Below are 15,566 nucleotides of genomic sequence, written 5' to 3'. Positions count from 1 at the left end.
TTTGAGGAACTTTTTAGGTTTTATTTGAACGCCCCTCGCGACGCGCCGCCGGACCAGCACCGGAGCCTGGCGTAGGGGCGGAGTACCCCCTGCCGAAGCCGGATAATCCGGACACGAAAAAGGGCCCGATCCCCGCAAGCGCGGGAGGGCCCTTCCGCATCGCTCCGGCACCCGTTCAGTTGCCGAAAGATGGCGCTCGCGTGGCTACTTGGCCGAAAGGCTCGCCGAACCGGTAGCCAGCAGCTTGAACAGGGTCTGAGAAAGAACATCCGAAAGGAAGTTCGCCATGGTGGTGCTCCGATCCGAACGATTGCCAGTGTTGTCACTGACTGTTTGCCCTCGCGACGATACCGAGCCGATGCCCCCGGAGGGAAGATGACGGATGAACTTTCTAGAACCAACTCGATACAGCACTGGATTAGGCGGGCACCTCCGGCTCCCCGAGAGTGAGCATCAATCGGTTGGCCCACGAGAACGAGGCCGCCGACAACACCAGATCGTGCAGCTCGGCGGCATCGAAACCCAACTGCCGCAAGCGGTTCAGATGGCCGGTGGTGGCCCGGGGCGGATTCGCGGCGAGGGCGTCCACGAAATCGATGACCGCGTCCCACCTTTCGTCGATCCGCACGTCGTTGCCTTCGTCCAGCAACCGCTGAACATCCCCGGGCCGCTTGGACAACGCAGATGTGAAACGTGAATGAACGGAGGCGCAGTACTCGCACCCGTTGTGCCGGGAGGTAACGGTCGCCGCGAGTTCGCGCTCCGCGCGGGTCAGTCCCCCTCGACCGTAGAAGATCTCTTTGTCGTTGCCACTGCGGTGCGCCAGCACCTCCGGGTTGCGCGCGAGTAGCCGGAAGTACGGCCCGATCCCGCGATCGCCCTCCAGCAGGGGTTTCTGCAACTCATCGGCATCGGCCAGCCGGATGGGTTCCACCCACGGCACCCAGTCCAGCTGGTCCTGCGTGAATCCCGTTGGGCGGCGTCGGTTTTCGACGCTGCGCACCTCGCTCGCGCCCCGCTCACCCATGGTCCGCTCCGATCAGTGTGAGACCGGCCAGCAGCCGGACCTGGAAGTGCACGAATCCGATGAGCTGCGCGACCGTGACGATGTCGCGCTCGGACAGCCCGGCCGCGCCCAGGGCATCGATATCCGCGCGGGTGATGGCGGCGGGCGCGGTCGTGACCCGCGCGGCGTGCCGCAGGATGGCGGCGAGCACCGGATCCCCCTCGGCCGGAGCCGTTCCCAGCCCGGCGTAATGCGCGGCCAGCTCGGGCGCGCCCGCCAGCTCCGCCACCGCCACGGCCGCCGCGATCAGCCGGTCCCGCCCGACAGTCGCGGCCGCCGGACCGTTCAGCAACGCCTCGTAAACCCCCTGCGTATGCGCGATCACCGCCGGGCGCGTCGCCCGCAGCGCCCGAACCGCGTCCGCGCGTGGGCCGAGTACGGCATCGATGACATCGGCGGACCTGTCCGCCTCCGGTTCGGCCGGGGCGAGTGGCGCCGCCTCGACGGCGGCGGTCGCTTCGGTCACGAGGAAGTCCTTTCGTCGGGTCGCCAACCCAGTTGCGGGGCAACCTTGGTGGCGATGAGTTCGATGGAGCGCAGGGTGGCGGCGTGGCCCGGGTCGACCGGGTGGACCTGCACGATGAAGTCGGTGGCGTGCCGCAGCGCCACGTCGGCGGCGAGCTGCTCCACCACCTCGTCGGGCGTGCCGACGTAGATGTCGCGCAGCACCTCGGCGACCGAATCGGCCACCTCCGGCCCGCCGTTGCGACCCAGCTGATCGAGGAACCGGGCCGCGCCGCGCTCGGCCAGGGCCCGGGCCTCGGCGTGGTCGTCTGCCACGAAAACGCCCCGGGACGCGCCGATTCGCGGTTTCGCACCCGGCGGCAGCGCGTCGAGATAGGCGTCGACCAGCGGCTGCTGGATCTCCCACAGGGTGGCCGCGGGTGCGGCCGGATCCCGCGGCTGCGCCTTCGACAGCAGCAGTCCGTCACCCGCGCGGGCGGCGCGCGCCGCGCCGGCGACCGAGAAGGTGGCCTGCCACAGCCGGTCCCGCAGTCCGGGCGCGGGCGGATTGAGCCCCCGATCCCCGATCAACGGCGTTCCCGCCAGGGCGGCGGTGACCTTGGCGAGTTTGTCCGCGTACAGCCGCTGCCGGTCGAGATCGGCCGCCTCGAACAGTTCGAAGGCGTGCCGGGACCCGCCCGCGCCGAAGCCGAGTTCCAGCCGCCCGCCCGACAGCTCGTCCAGCACGGCCGCGTCCTCGGCGACCCGGATCGGGTCCTCCAGCGCCAGCGTCACGATGGCGGTCCCGACCCGGATCCGCGGGAACCGGGCGGCCGCGTGCGCCAGGAACACGAACGGCGACGGCAGCCCGCCCTCCGCCGGATCCAGGTGGTGCTGCGCCACCCAGGCGGTGTCGTAGCCGAGCCGTTCGGCCAGTTCGATCTGGTCCAGGGCCTGCCGGTACACGCCGGCCGCGTCCTCGGCCGGGTCGGTGCGGACCAGGCGGGTGAAGAAGCCCAGGCGTCGTGCGGTCATGTCGTCACCTTTCCCAGGTAGGCATCGCGGACGGCCGGATCGCCGACCAGGTCCGCGGCCGGGCCGTGCAGGACGATCCGCCCCGTGCGCAGCACATTGGCGGTATGCGCGATGCTCAGGGCCAGCTCCGCCTGCTGTTCCACGATCAGGATGGCCAGGCCCAGTTCCCGATTGAGCCGGGCGATCTCCGACAGCACCCGATCCACGAACAACGGCGACAGTCCCATTGTCGGCTCGTCCATGCAGATCAGCCGGGGTTTGCTCATGAGCGCGCGGGCGAAGGCCAGCATCTGTTGCTCCCCGCCGGACAGGGTCCCCGCCCGCTGCATCCGGCGCTCGGCCAGCCGAGGGAAATGCTCGAACAGCTCGGCGGCCCGCGCGGCCAGCACCGCGCGACGCTCCTTGCGGATGTAGCCGCCGACGAAGAGGTTCTCCTCGACGGTCATGGCCGGGAACACGCGTCGCGCCTCCGGCACCGAGGCCAGCCCGGCCCGGATCCGGGTGGCGGCGGGGGTGCCGCTCACGTCGACGCCGTCGATCCGGACCGCGCCGGAACTCGGATGCAACAGTCCGAGAGCGGTTTTCATGGTGGTCGACTTGCCGGAGGCATTACCGCCGAGCAGGGACACGATCTCGCCGGGGCGGACCGTCAGCGACACCTCGTCGAGGGCCCGGGACGCCCCGTAATGCACCACCACGCGATCGAATTCCAGGATCGGCGTGGCGTTCTCGTCGAACTCAGACATCGACGGCCACCTTTGCCCCGGCCCGGCTGCGGCCCAGGTACGCCTCGATGACGCGGGGATCGGAGAGCACCTCGTCGGGCGTGCCCGACGCGATGATCCGGCCCTCGTCCAGCACCAGCACCCGGTCGGAGAGCTCGTGGACCAGGTCCATCTTGTGTTCGACCAGCAGCACGGTCTGGCCCTGCGCCTTCAATTCGGCCAGCTGCCGGCCGATTTCCGCGGTCTCGGTCTGGTTCATGCCCGCGGCCGGTTCGTCCAGCAACAGCAGATCCGGCTCGGACGCGAGCGCCCGAGCGATCTCGGTGCGGCGGCGATTGGCGTAGGACAGGGTGTAGGCGGGATGGTCGGCGCGCGGGACCAGCCGTTCCTCGAAACGTGCCAGCTGGGCGTCGATGCGGGCCGCCGACACGCGTCGTTCGGCGCGCGCCGCCGGAGTCGGCACCAGGGCCACCCCCAGCTCGGCCAGCAGCGAAATCCACCCGAGCACCGGAATACCGGCCAGCGCGCGCAGCGGGCGGGTGGCGTGCAAGGTCGGCTGGAGACCGACGTCGACATTCTCGCGGACCGTCATATTGCCGAACACCCGGCCGTTCTGGAAGGTGCGCGCGATGCCCGCCGCTGCTGCCGCCTCGGGGCGACCCGGACGAATCCGCCTGCCACGCACCAGAACTTCCCCGGCATCCGGTCTCAGCACGCCCGAGATCAGGTTGACCGTCGTCGACTTGCCGGACCCGTTGGGCCCGATGATCGAGACGAATTCGCCGGGCGCGATCGAGAATTCGACCCCGTTCACGGCCTGCACGCCACCGAAGGCCCGCCGCAGGCCGGTGACGGTGAGCACCGCCTCGGCCGAGTCAGGCACCGACCGGGCTGGGCTTGTTTCCAGAGTTCTGTTCGTTTCCGACGACACGATCCCTCCTCACCAGAATTCCCTGCGGCCGGAACCGCACCACCAGCAGCAACACCAAGCCGTACAACACGATTCGCCACGACGGCGCGAGCCGCAGCACCTCCGGCGCCCCGATCAGCACCGCCGCGCCCAGCACCGCGCCGTACGGCGACGCCGTGCCGCCCAGCACCAGGATGGTCACCACCAGCAGCGACATCGGCAGGTTGAACACGGTCGGATCGATGTAGGAGTACTGGTGCGCGAGCAGCGCACCGCCGATGCCGGAGAAGAACGCCGCCACCGCGAAGGCCAGCGCCTTGTAATCGCGCACCGGCACACCCGCCGAGCGCGCCGCCACCTCGTCGGCCCCGATGGCCCGGATGGCCGTGCCGAGGCGGGACCGCTGCACGCCGACGATGACCGCCACCACAACGGCCAGCACTGCCAGCTCCAGCCGGAAAATCTGGGTGTGCGTGGTGAATTCGTAGCCGAACAGGCTGGGCGCGGGGATCCCGAAGATGCCGTAACTGCCGCGGGTCACCGGCTCCCAGTTGCGAATGATCGCCACCGTCACGATGCCGATGCCCAGCGTCGCGATGGCCACATAGTGACCGCCCAGCCGCCACAGCGGCGCGGCCAGCACCGAGGACGCCACCGCGGCGACGATCCCCGCGGCCACGATGGCCGGCAGAAAAGCCCAGCCGTGCGACACCGTCAGCACCGCCGAGGTGTACGCGCCGATGGCGATCGGCCCCGCCTGCCCGATGGCCAGCTGCCCGGCCGACCCGGCCACCAGCGTCATCGAGACCGCGATGATGGCGTAGGCCAGGATCTGGGTGCCCACCGAGATGCCGTAGTCGTCCGCGACGAGTGGAATCGCCACGCCCGCAACGGCGAACGCGATCAGCGCATGCCACCAGCGCACCCGCGGTTCCCGGCCGGAGCCGAGGAACGTGCCGGTCATCGGCTCGGATTCGATGGCGGGCGGGCGGGCCAGCAGGCCGCCCGGCCGCAGCACCAGGAAGATCACCAGCAGGCCGAAGGTGATCAGATCCCGATAGCCGTCACCGAACCAGTAGATGCCGAACGCCTCCACCAGGCCGAGCACGAAACCGCCGACGACCGCGCCTGGAATCGAGCCCAGCCCACCGATGGTGGCGGCCACGAACCCCGTCATGCCGACGATGCCGCCGCTGGTCGGTGAGATGTTCGAGTTGTAGAGGCCGACGAAGATGCCCGCCAGGCCACCCAGCCCGGAGGCGATGGCGAAGGCCAGCGACTGCACCCGGCCGACCCCGATGCCCATCTGCGCGGCGGCGTCCGGATCCTGCGCGGTGGCGCGAATGGCCAGGCCGTGGCGGCTGAACCGCAGGAACCCCCACAGCCCCGCCATCACGATGAGAGTGATGGCGAACATGACCACGTCCGAGGTGCCGAACCGCACCCCGCCCACCTGAAAATTGTTGGTGGACAGCACCTGCGGGAACGGCCGGGTGTCCGGACCGAACACCAGGGCGACCACGTTCTCGATGATCAGCCCCACCGCCACCGTCGCCAGCAGCGCGGCGATGGCCGGGGCGCGGCGCAGCGGCCGCACCGCCAGCACATCGATGGCCACGCCGACCAGCGCCGTCACCGCCACCACCACGACCAGCGCCGCCCACCACGGCACCCCGTGCTGGGCGATCAGCCACCAGCCCAGCACCGAACCGAACGCGAAGATCGCGCCGTGCGCGAAGTTGATGACATTGCTGACCCCGAAGATCAGGGTGATGCCCACGGCGATGAGGGCGTACGCATTGCCGTGGACCAAGCCCGCGATGAGCGTGTCGAACATCTACTTCTTGCTTCCGACCGGCACGAATTTGCCGTTCTGCAGCACCAGTTCGATCGGCTTCACACCGCTCGGGCGGCGGGTCTGCTGATCGAAGGCGAAGGTGCCCAGACCGATGCCGTCGAAGTCCTTGACCTCACGCAGGCCCTTCAGCACGCCCTCGCGGGTGGCCCCGCCGGCCTTGGCGGCCTTCACCAGCACGTTGACGGCGTCGTAGGCGTAGACATTGAAGTCGCCCGGGTCGGTGTTGAACTTGGCCTTGAACTTGGTGACGAAGCTCTGGATCTTCGGGCTCGGATCCGACGGGGTGAACACGCCGTTCACGATGTCGCCCTCGGCCGCGCTGCCCGCCAGATCGATGAACTGCGGCGTGTTCTGGCCACCGAAGAACTGTCCGGTGAACCCGACGTCACGCAGCTGCTTGACCACCAGTGCGCCGTCCGGCCCGTAACCCAGGTGTACGAAGGCGTCCGGGTTGGCGTCGCGGCCCTTGATCAGCACCGGCCGGAAGTCCTGCGAGTCCGGCAGAATCGGCGAGGAATAGGCGATCTCGATGCCCTTCTCCTTGGCGAACTGCTCGAAGAACTTGAAAGCCTGCTTACCCCAGTCGGTTTCGAGATACACCACCGACACCTTCTTGGCCTTGGACTTCACCCATTCGGCATTGCGCTCCTGGAACACGTCCAAGGTGATCGACGGGCTCCACGAATAGTCGCCGCCCTTGGTGAAATCCACCGAGGAGTTGGTGAATCCGTACTGCACCAGCTTGCCGCGGTTGTACACCGGCGAGGCGGCGATGGAGGCGGGCGAGGAGAAGTCGCCCAGCTCGGCGATGATCGACTGGTCGCCGACGAACTTGGTGGCGATCGGCACCGTCTGTTTCGGATCCGACTGCGAATCCTCCCACTTCAGCGCGACCTTCTTGCCGTCGATCCCGCCCGCGGCGTTGATCTCGTCCAGCGCCAGGTCGAACCCCTGCTGCCAGAGCCGGCCGTACTCGGCCGAGCCGCCCGTCTTCGGACCGGACACTCCGAAATACACCGTGTCCGAACCACTTCCGGACGCGTCGCGGCCGCCGCAGGCCGTCGCCGATCCCACGACCAGAGCCGCCGCACCGACACCCACCGCGACCCGGAGAACACGCGACCGGGACCAGATCCTGCTCATTGCTACCTCTACATTCGCGCACCGGCACGCGGCCGGGCATGGGGACACGACCGCGACGCGAAGGGCGCGGTCTGGCGCTTGCGATGCCCGGCGGACATCACCTGGTCGTCACCCGGGGCACCCCACCGCCCACGCGAGGGTTGCCGATCAGCGAGCCGGGGCTCGAAAAACGCTGATACTCGTGACCGTGTCCAGAAAGGTAGCCGTGACAACCGGCGGCCGACACCGTTCGAATCACCCTGATGCCAAACGCCACCCGGCCCCACCGCCGGGAATTCCCCTGCCGCCCCCACTAATTGCCCCTGCGGCCGCATCGCCCCGCTGATGCGGCCACCACCCCCTACGTCAGATGCGCGGTCAGCCAGGCCGGGAACTCGGTCAGGTCCCGCAGCACCACGTCCGCGCCGGCCGCCGACAACTCCTCGGCCGCATACGGTCCGGTGGTCACCGCCACCGAGGTCGCGTCCGCCACCTTGGCCGCGCGCACATCACCGAGATGGTCGCCCACATAGATCGAGGCGCCGCGCTGGAGCAGCACCTCTCCCTTCTCCTCCGCCCACGCGCCGCCGACCAGTTCGTCGACCGCCAGCCCCAGATGGTCCAGATGCAGCTGCGCGTGCGGGCCGTTCTTGGCGGTGATCACCAGCACCCGGCCCCCGGCCTCGTGCACCGCCGCCAGCGCGTCCACCACGCCGGGCAGATGGTCCGACGCGCGCACCGCCAGCTCCGGATACATCTCCCGGTACATGGCCACCACGCCCGGCACCTCGTGCTCCGGGAACCATTGCGCCGCCTCGTGCGCCAGCGGCGGACCCAGCCGCGACACCACCAGCTCCGAATCGATCGCCACCCCGGTCCTGGCGGCTACCGCGTCCCACACCGCGGCGATCCCCGGCCGCGAATCGATCAGCGTCATATCCAGGTCGAACCCGACCACCAGACCACCGGCGGATCCGCTCGAATCATCAACAGCCACGCTCCGACCCTACGGCCCGCCCGTCCCCGCCCCGCGCCTCGACCGCCACGATGTGACCCCGGCAACCGCCCACCGCGGCGGGCGGCACCGTGAAAATCAGAGGCGCGGCCACCGATCCGCGACCTAGGCTCGACCCCATGCCGAGCGATGAGGGAACGCTGTTCTGCGGGAGCGAGCTGGCCGCCCGCGTCGAGCGGGTGGAGACCGAGCTGATCGCCAAGGGCAGCGCGGCCGCCGCGGCCCGGCTCGAACCGGACACCGGCTTCGTGATCCCCCTCGCGGGCGGGGTCGCGTCGTTCGCCGAGGACGGGTCGCCGCTGAACAAGATCGCCGGACTCGGCTTCGCGGGGATTCCCGACGAGGCCGAACTCGACGAGATCGAGCGGCTGTTCGCGGCCCGCGAGACGCCCGTGCAGGCCGAGGTCTCCCAACTCGGCGACCCCGGCATCGGAGAACTGCTCACCGGCCGCGGGTACCGGCTGGTGTCGTTCGAGAACGTGCTCGGCCGCGAACTGGGCGCGCCCCGGACGGCGGACGTCGCGCCGGGCATCGAGGTGATGCCCAGCGGCGAAGACGAATTCGACATCTGGCTCACCGTGGTCGCGGACGGCTTCGCCCACCCCGACACCCAGGGCGTCGCCTCGCACGAGGAATTCCCCGCCGAGATCATCGCCAACGCCATGCGCGACCTGACCGGCGCGGCGGGCGTCCAGAGGTATCTCGCCCGGCGCGACGGCCGCGTGGCGGGCGGCGCCAGCCTGCGTATGTCCGGCGGCATCGCCCAACTCACCGGCGCGGCAACCCATCCCGCGCATCGGCGGCACGGCGTGCAATCGTCGCTGCTGTCGGCCCGCCTCGCCGAGGCAGCCGCGGCCGGCTGCGACATGGCGGTGGTCACCACCCAGCCCGGCTCCAAATCTCAGCAGAACGTCCAGCGCCAAGGCTTCGCGCTGCTCTACACCCGGGCCATCCTGGTCAAGGGCTGACCGCCCGAGTACAGCCGTATCGCTGGCTCGCGCGGATGGCTTCCGCGCGCGGCGAAGGATCGCCGAACTCGTGCTCGAGGTCCTCCAGCAGCACTCCGCGGTTCGATGCCGCGCTCCCGCGATCTGCCGTGGTGGGCGCCATCCGAGAGCGGCGGCGTCAGTTCGGGAGCCGGTGCGCGGCAATCGGTTTCAGCTGCTCGCGCAGTAGGTCGCCGTCTACGCCGAAGAGCTGCTCGTCGGTGTCGACGGCGATCCGCACGCCCCGGCTCGCCAATTCCCGGCCTTCGGCCGTGAGTTCGATGCGCAGCGCGCGAGCGTCGGCCGGATCGGCGCACCGCGCCAGCAGGCCACGCTCCTCCAGGCCGCGAATCACCTTGGACGCCATCATCCGATCCGCGCCCGACATGTCGGCCACCTGCTGCTGGGTCGGCAGCTCCCCCGCCCGGCCCAACCACCCGGCCGAGGCCAGCAGATTGAACTGGGTCGGCGTGAGTCCGAGCGGACGCAGATTGCGTTCCAGCGTCGCCCGCCACTCCAGGGCGGCGTGGTGCAGCCAGAAGCCCGGACTCATGAGCGGTCCCCGTGGTTCAGCCACGCCGTCGCGCCTCCTGTTCCAATGCGGCGAAGGTCAGCGGCATGTCCGCGCGCATGCCCTTCTCCCAGACGAGCTTGAACAGCGGGCCCATCGGCCCGTGCACCTCGACGTGCTCGGCCACCCGCACGCGGCCGTCGCCGAGCGGGACGTAGGTGCGGTGACCGCGCAGCTTCCCGAACGGGATGCCCGCCTCACTGGTCCACGACTGTCCCGGCTCCACGGCCACGATAGTGAACGGCCCGGCCGGCGCGCCCTTCGGCTTCACCCACCCTGTGGTCCCGGCCGCGAACTCACCGTCGATCCGGGACTTCTCCTCGTGCGGGTCCCATTCCGACCAGCGGTCGACATCGGTGGCGACCGCCCAGATGCGGTCCAGGTCACCGGTGATCACGGCCTCTTCGGTGAACGAGTACATCATCGTCGTCTCCAATCGGGAAAATATGTTGTTGCGACAACAGTAAACGTAGTCGCGACAACAATCAAGCCCTTCCGTCGACCTCCGATCGATGGAAGGGCCCGATGACGGCGACACCATGTGCCGCCGCCACCGGGCGTCCGACCGCTACGGAACCGGCGCGTAACCCAGTGGGCGCGTCGTGAACGTGCCCCGGCCCTGCGTCCGGCTCCGCAAACGCGTTGCGTAGCCGAATAATTCGGCCAGCGGGACAGTGGCCGTCACGACCACCGTGCCGATGCGGGTCACCGACCCCGTCACCCGGCCCCGCCGGGCGGCGAGATCACCGAGCACCGCGCCGACATGGTCCTCCGGCACCGTGGCGGTGAGCTCCACCAGCGGCTCCAGCACCGCCATGACACTGGCGCGCAAGGCTTCCCGCAGGCCCAGGCGGCCCGCGGTGCGGAAGGCCAGCTCCGACGAGTCCTTGGTGTGCGTCGCGCCGTCGGCGAGCGTGACCCGCAGACCCGTGACCGGATGACCCGCCAGCGGGCCCTCCGCCAGGGCATCCCGGCACCCGGCCTCGACCGCGCGCACGAACTCCGCCGGCACCCGGCCGCCCACCACCGTGGACTCGAACTCGAAACCCGTGGCCCCGGGCTCGGATTCGCGCAGCGGCCGCACGTCGAAGACGATGTGCGCCCACTGCCCCGAACCGCCGTCCTGCTTGGCGTGCCGGTAGGTGAAGCCCCGCACGCCGCGCACCACGGTCTCGCGATACGCCACCTGCGGCCGGCCGACCGTCACGCTCAGCCCCCGGTCGCGGCGCAACTTCTCCACCACGACCTCCAGGTGCAGTTCACCCAGCCCGGCCAGCAGCGTCTGCCCCGACTCCGGATCGGTCCGCACCGTCAGCGACGGGTCCTCCTCGGCCAGCCGGGCCAGCGCCACCGCCAGCTTCTCGGTCTCGGCGCCGGTCCGCGCCTCCACCGCCACCGACACCACCGGCTCGGTCGGAGCCGGCGGCTCCAGCAGCACCGGGGCATCCGGAGTGCACAGGGTCGCGCCCACCCGCACGGCCTTCGGGCCGACCAGCGCGACGATGTCGCCCGCGGGCGCGGACTCCACCTCGGCGTGCCGGTCCGCCTGCACCCGCAGGATGCGCGAAACCCGCTCGCGCCGACCACTGCCCGCGTCCAGCACGGTGTCGCCCTTGCGGAGGACACCCGAGTAGACGCGGACGAACGTCAGCCGACCCGTCGGCGTGGCATGCACCTTGAACGCCAAGGCCGCCAGCGGTTCCGCCGGATCCGCGGCCCGCCCGTACGCACCGTCACCCACCGCCGGCCGGTCCAGCGGCGACGGCAGGTAGGCGGCCACCGCGTCGAGCAGCGGCTCGATACCGATATCGCGGTACGCCGCACCGCACAGCACCGGGACCACCTCACCGGAGAGCGTCAGCTCCCGCAGCGCGGCGGCCAAGATATCCGCGGACAGCGCGGAGCGCTCGACGAACTCCTCGAGCGCCGCCGAACTCCGCTCCGCCACAGCCTCTTCCAGCGCCTTGCGAGCCTGCGCCACCGCATCCGCCATGTGGTCCGGGATCGCGGTCTCCGCGAATCCGTCCTCCCACCTGAGCGCACGCAGCCCGACCAGGTCCACCACACCGGTGAGCACCTCACCGGAGTACACCGGCAACTGCACGAGCAACGGAACCGGATGCAGCCGTTCCCGGATCGAGGCCACGGCGGCCGTCAGGTCCGCCCCGGCCCGATCCATCTTGTTGACGAACGCGATCCGAGGCACCCCGTACCGGTCAGCCCGCCGCCACACCGACTCACTCTGCGGCTCGACTCCCGCGACGGCATCGAACACCGCGACAGCGCCGTCCAACACCCGCAACGACCGCTCGACCTCATCGGAGAAGTCCACGTGCCCCGGAGTATCGATGACAGTGAACCGATGCCCGGCCCACACACAGCTCACGGCCGCCGCGAAGATGGTGATCCCCCGATCCCGCTCCTGCGGATCGAAATCGGTGACGGTGGTCCCGTCGTGCACCTCGCCGCGCTTGTGGATGCTCCCGGTGAGGAACAGCATCCGCTCGGTCACCGTGGTCTTCCCGGCATCCACATGCGCGAGAATCCCCAGATTGCGAACAACGGACAGGTCGGGTCGAGAAACATTGGTACGCACGGTCTTCAGTCCTTCGTGCTGATCGGGAAAAGAACAGCGCGATTCCCCCGGACGGAGACACCGCTCCCGGGCTACTCGATACGGCCGCGCAGCCGACACCGAGTCGCCAAAGAAATCATGCTGCGACCGTATCCACCCGACAACCCTTGTGTCGCCTCAATTTTCACTTCGGGCCTCACAGCGACAGCTGCCCGAAGTGGATCACCGCCAGATTCGCGATCACCACGAGCGGGAAGACCACCGCGACCTTCCGATACCCCAACTGCCAGAGCCCCGCGGCCGCGCCACCGAAGACGAGCACCTTGGTCGCCACCGCGGCCACCGGCACCGAGAAGCTCGCCTCCGGCGCCGCGAACAGCCCCCACAGCACCATCGCCGCGACAGCCGTGCCGGCCCCCCGAAGAATCTTCGCGATGCGGCCGCGGCCGGTACGCACGCCCCAATAGGCCAGTGCGCCAACAGCAACCAGCTCGAAGACGAAGGCGAGAGTGAAGTTGAGGGTGGACCAGACAGTGGCGATCATAGCGACTCCGAGATCAGTGCTCTTTGTTTTGAGCAATGATCATCTATACGGCGATCCAAGTCAAGAGCACTGCTCTCATTGGTGTCCAGGGGGCGAAATGCCGAGGCCCCCGGCGGTAACCGGGGGCCTCGGGCGGCAAGGAAAGCGGAAGAGCTGAATTCGATTAGAAGGAAGCTCCCCCATGGCCTCGCCGGACATCACGGTAGCAGTCAAGCCGGGATCAGGTCACTCAGATTTTCCGGCGTGAACACCCGCGACCCCTCCGGCAAGCCCTCCGGGCGCGTCAGGCCGATGAACATGACCGGCTCGTCGAAAGACCGCCCGTCCCACAGGGTTACCTCCTCGACCATGAGGCGCGCGAGATAGGCGAGGGTCAGGTAGCGGCGATCGATCACAGCGCGCGCGAGCGCCGACGCCGAAACCTGGTTGTTCTCCACGGCATTGAAACCCGGCGCACCTCGTAGATTCAGGTGCAGCCACTTCACCCGCCACTCGCCGGACTGCGCACGGAAGAAGACCAGCGGCAACGCGACGCGCCCCGCACCGCGCAGGTCCGACTTCATGCGCACGGTGCGCGGCTCGTAGGGCAGGCCCCGCTGGTCACCATCCCGGAGCATGAAGCCGAAGAAGGACTCTGCCACCTCGTCGAAGCCCTCGCCGGAGTAGACATTCACCTGCGGCGCGATCGCGTGCGCCACCACCTTGTCCAGATCCAGCTCGATGAACTCCGACGCGCCCTCGGGGGCCGCGGTGATATCGCCGGAGTGCACACCACCCACGTCGGTCAGGTTGGTGTAGGACAGCCGGCCATCCAGCTCGTAATCCTGATCGAGCAGTAGCGCGGAAAGATCGAAGTCCGTGGACGCGGACCGTTCTCGCCAGTAGACGAAGAACCGGAGTCGCTCGCCGTACACCGGCGACACCGAACCGCGCGGCAGCACACCCAGGCCACCGCTGATCGCCTTGCCGCTCAGGGGGAGAGCGATATCGACGGCGTCCGGATCGATCACCAGCCGGGACGGGGCGGGCAGGCGGCGCTTCAGTTCTCCGTCCAGTAATACGCGCAAGCGGTCGAGGACCTTCGCGTCGATCGGGTCCCGGCCATCCGGCTGTACCCGGCCACGGCCCAGACGGTTCGCGAACACCCGCTGCGCGACACCGTCGCGGTTGTCCACATGCTCACGGACGGACAGGATCACGCGGGCCGACACCATGCCGATCGTCGATTCGACCACCGTCAGCACCGCTTCCTGCTCGGCATCCGTTGTGGCCGTCCGCAACAGGCGATCGAGCGAGCGGAACAACAACCCGGGCGCGGCCCGCAACAGCTGTGCGGCACCCACGACATCATCGACCGCCAACAACGCCTCGAACCGCGACATGAACGACCGGGCGCGCCGCTCACCCCGCGCGACTTCGAAAACCATTGCGGCATGTTCCCACCGCGGGAACTCGTGCGGATGCAGGCGCTCACCCAGTCGCTTCCACGCCTCCCGGTGCGCGGCCACATCGCCCAGCTTGGCCGGCTGATCCACGATCACCGCATCCAATGCCGCCAGCAGACCACGGCGCGAACGCCGCGACAGCGAACGGAACCGCGTAGGAATCGACAGCGACACATCGCCCTCCGACAGCAGGCACGCCAGGCGCAGCACATCGGTGACCGTGTCGGCCAACAGCTTCTCACCCTCCGCGAGCCGGACCTCGTTGATGATCGCCCGGTGCTCACGCACCGGAATCGACTCCGGTTGCGGGCCGGACGCACAGTGAAGCGCCAGCTCCCGAAGAATCGCCAGATCCTCCTCGCCGAGCGGCGTGGCCCGTCCGGCCAGAGACAGGTAAAGCGCGGACACCTCGTCCTCGAGCGATCGCCCGAGGTGCAGCACGGTCACCCGATCCCGCACGGACTCGATCAACTCATCATGAGCCGCAACCATTTCGGCATAGCCGTGCTGATACCTCCCGTATTCGGGAAGAGCGAGCAGGTTCAACACCCCCTGTGCCAAACCCTCGGACACCGCGACGGCCGCCGAATCATCGCCGAGCGCGGCCAGCAGGCGTTCGGTCCAGAACTCCACGGAGTCAGGCACATTCGCCGGAAAGTCCTTGAAATACACATTGTGCTCGACATGCGCGCCGACCATCCGGCGCACGATCGGCAACACTCGCACCGCCACATCGATCACCGCCCCCGCGGCCGATCCCGACAGTCTCGCGACGAGTTCCCCGGAGAGCTTGAACCCCACGGACATCAATATCGCATCGAACTGCCGCGTGGCGACCGCGCCGTCCCCGCCAGGCCCCTCGATACCGGGCAGTCGCAATGTACGGCTGACGACGAGCTCTTCAAGATCCCAACTCACCCGAGGATCTTCCCAAAAAACGCCGAAGACCCCCAGCCAATAAGCTGGGGGTCTTCGCGAATGATGTTCCGGCGGTGTCCTACTCTCCCACACCCTGTCGAGTGCAGTACCATCGGCGCAGGTGGCCTTAGCTTCCGGGTTCGGAATGGGACCGGGCGTTTCCCCACCGCTATAGCCGCCGTAACTCTATGAAACTGTCACACAGAGAGCCAAACCCGGCACCCGCGAACGGGATTCGGATCTGTCTGCCTGTATCTGTGTGTTGTTTCAGATACTGCACAGTGGACGCGTAGCTTCTTTGTTGGTAAGTCCTCGGCCTATTAGTACCAGTCACCTCCATGCGTTACCGCAC

General features: G+C 68.8%; 14 protein-coding genes, 1 rRNA gene and 1 riboswitch. Of the genes, 1 reads left to right on the top strand and 14 read right to left on the bottom strand.

The annotated features are described in order from the left end of the window. Positions 1-418: 418 nt before the first annotated feature. From ACFRAQ_RS00075 to ACFRAQ_RS00040, 8 genes are all read right to left on the bottom strand, one after another. Positions 419-1,027, bottom strand: coding sequence for a peroxidase-related enzyme (locus tag ACFRAQ_RS00075; protein ID WP_379091923.1), 609 nt, complete (start codon positions 1,025-1,027; stop codon positions 419-421). Continuing rightward, a complete protein-coding gene (locus ACFRAQ_RS00070; protein WP_379091921.1) occupies positions 1,020-1,532 on the bottom strand; it encodes a hypothetical protein in 513 nt (170 codons plus the stop codon). Before ACFRAQ_RS00070 ends, ACFRAQ_RS00075 begins: the two co-directional genes overlap by 8 nt. Beyond that, entirely contained in the window at positions 1,529-2,545 is a 1,017-nt protein-coding gene (locus ACFRAQ_RS00065; protein ID WP_379091919.1) for a putative FMN-dependent luciferase-like monooxygenase, read from the bottom strand. The genes ACFRAQ_RS00070 and ACFRAQ_RS00065 overlap by 4 nt, the downstream gene beginning before the upstream one ends. After that, positions 2,542-3,291 carry an ABC transporter ATP-binding protein gene (locus ACFRAQ_RS00060; protein ID WP_379091917.1) on the bottom strand — a complete coding sequence of 250 codons (750 nt, stop codon included), beginning with the start codon at positions 3,289-3,291 and terminating at the stop codon, positions 2,542-2,544. The genes ACFRAQ_RS00065 and ACFRAQ_RS00060 overlap by 4 nt, the downstream gene beginning before the upstream one ends. Then, on the bottom strand, positions 3,284-4,153 hold the full coding sequence (locus tag ACFRAQ_RS00055) for an ABC transporter ATP-binding protein (protein ID WP_379091915.1): 870 nt from the start codon (positions 4,151-4,153) through the stop codon (positions 3,284-3,286). The genes ACFRAQ_RS00060 and ACFRAQ_RS00055 overlap by 8 nt, the downstream gene beginning before the upstream one ends. Then, on the bottom strand, positions 4,146-6,017 hold the full coding sequence (locus ACFRAQ_RS00050) for an ABC transporter permease (RefSeq protein WP_379091913.1): 1,872 nt from the start codon (positions 6,015-6,017) through the stop codon (positions 4,146-4,148). Before ACFRAQ_RS00050 ends, ACFRAQ_RS00055 begins: the two co-directional genes overlap by 8 nt. Then, positions 6,018-7,181, bottom strand: coding sequence for an ABC transporter substrate-binding protein (locus ACFRAQ_RS00045; RefSeq protein WP_379091911.1), 1,164 nt, complete (start codon positions 7,179-7,181; stop codon positions 6,018-6,020). It lies immediately after the preceding gene. Between the two features lie 69 nt (positions 7,182-7,250). After that, a riboswitch (SAM riboswitch) is annotated at positions 7,251-7,368 on the bottom strand. 153 nt (positions 7,369-7,521) lie between these two features. Continuing rightward, positions 7,522-8,157 (bottom strand): HAD family hydrolase, encoded by a 636-nt coding sequence (locus ACFRAQ_RS00040; protein ID WP_379091909.1) that lies wholly within the window; start codon positions 8,155-8,157, stop codon positions 7,522-7,524. 158 nt (positions 8,158-8,315) lie between these two features. Here ACFRAQ_RS00040 and ACFRAQ_RS00035 point away from each other — a divergent pair, with 158 nt between their 5' ends. Then, positions 8,316-9,143, top strand: a complete 828-nt coding sequence (locus tag ACFRAQ_RS00035; RefSeq protein WP_379095675.1) for a GNAT family N-acetyltransferase — start codon at positions 8,316-8,318, stop codon at positions 9,141-9,143. 157 nt (positions 9,144-9,300) lie between these two features. Here the strand turns inward: ACFRAQ_RS00035 and ACFRAQ_RS00030 are convergent, their stop codons facing one another. The 6 genes from ACFRAQ_RS00030 to rrf form a co-directional block, all read right to left on the bottom strand. Then, a complete protein-coding gene (locus ACFRAQ_RS00030) occupies positions 9,301-9,738 on the bottom strand; it encodes a MarR family winged helix-turn-helix transcriptional regulator (RefSeq protein ID WP_379091907.1) in 438 nt (145 codons plus the stop codon). After that, positions 9,731-10,156, bottom strand: coding sequence for an SRPBCC family protein (locus ACFRAQ_RS00025; protein ID WP_379091905.1), 426 nt, complete (start codon positions 10,154-10,156; stop codon positions 9,731-9,733). The genes ACFRAQ_RS00030 and ACFRAQ_RS00025 overlap by 8 nt, the downstream gene beginning before the upstream one ends. A gap of 144 nt (positions 10,157-10,300) precedes the next feature. Continuing rightward, positions 10,301-12,328 carry an elongation factor G gene (gene fusA / locus ACFRAQ_RS00020; protein ID WP_379091903.1) on the bottom strand — a complete coding sequence of 676 codons (2,028 nt, stop codon included), beginning with the start codon at positions 12,326-12,328 and terminating at the stop codon, positions 10,301-10,303. Between the two features lie 175 nt (positions 12,329-12,503). Further along, on the bottom strand, positions 12,504-12,851 hold the full coding sequence (locus ACFRAQ_RS00015; protein WP_379091901.1) for a YrdB family protein: 348 nt from the start codon (positions 12,849-12,851) through the stop codon (positions 12,504-12,506). 209 nt (positions 12,852-13,060) lie between these two features. Continuing rightward, the gene (locus tag ACFRAQ_RS00010; RefSeq protein WP_379091899.1) at positions 13,061-15,214 is read right to left on the bottom strand and encodes a TerD family protein; all 2,154 of its coding nucleotides are present in this window, start codon (positions 15,212-15,214) and stop codon (positions 13,061-13,063) included. 66 nt (positions 15,215-15,280) lie between these two features. Further along, positions 15,281-15,397 (bottom strand): 5S ribosomal RNA (gene rrf, locus ACFRAQ_RS00005). Positions 15,398-15,566 lie beyond the last annotated feature (169 nt).

The organism is Nocardia sp. NPDC056611, assembly GCF_042792755.1.
GTDB lineage: Bacteria > Actinomycetota > Actinomycetes > Mycobacteriales > Mycobacteriaceae > Nocardia.
This window is presented reverse-complemented; position numbering and strand designations above follow the sequence as displayed.

Bases quoted from the DNA above. Each gene is read 5' to 3' on its own strand.
- ACFRAQ_RS00075 (WP_379091923.1), bottom strand. From the start codon at position 1,027: ATGGGTGAGCGGGGCGCGAGCGAGGTGCGCAGCGTCGAAAACCGACGC.
- ACFRAQ_RS00065 (WP_379091919.1), bottom strand. From the start codon at position 2,545: ATGACCGCACGACGCCTGGGCTTCTTCACCCGCCTGGTCCGCACCGAC.
- ACFRAQ_RS00060 (WP_379091917.1), bottom strand. From the start codon at position 3,291: ATGTCTGAGTTCGACGAGAACGCCACGCCGATCCTGGAATTCGATCGC.
- ACFRAQ_RS00050 (WP_379091913.1), bottom strand. From the start codon at position 6,017: ATGTTCGACACGCTCATCGCGGGCTTGGTCCACGGCAATGCGTACGCC.
- ACFRAQ_RS00045 (WP_379091911.1), bottom strand. From the start codon at position 7,181: ATGAGCAGGATCTGGTCCCGGTCGCGTGTTCTCCGGGTCGCGGTGGGT.
- ACFRAQ_RS00025 (WP_379091905.1), bottom strand. From the start codon at position 10,156: ATGATGTACTCGTTCACCGAAGAGGCCGTGATCACCGGTGACCTGGAC.
- ACFRAQ_RS00015 (WP_379091901.1), bottom strand. From the start codon at position 12,851: ATGATCGCCACTGTCTGGTCCACCCTCAACTTCACTCTCGCCTTCGTC.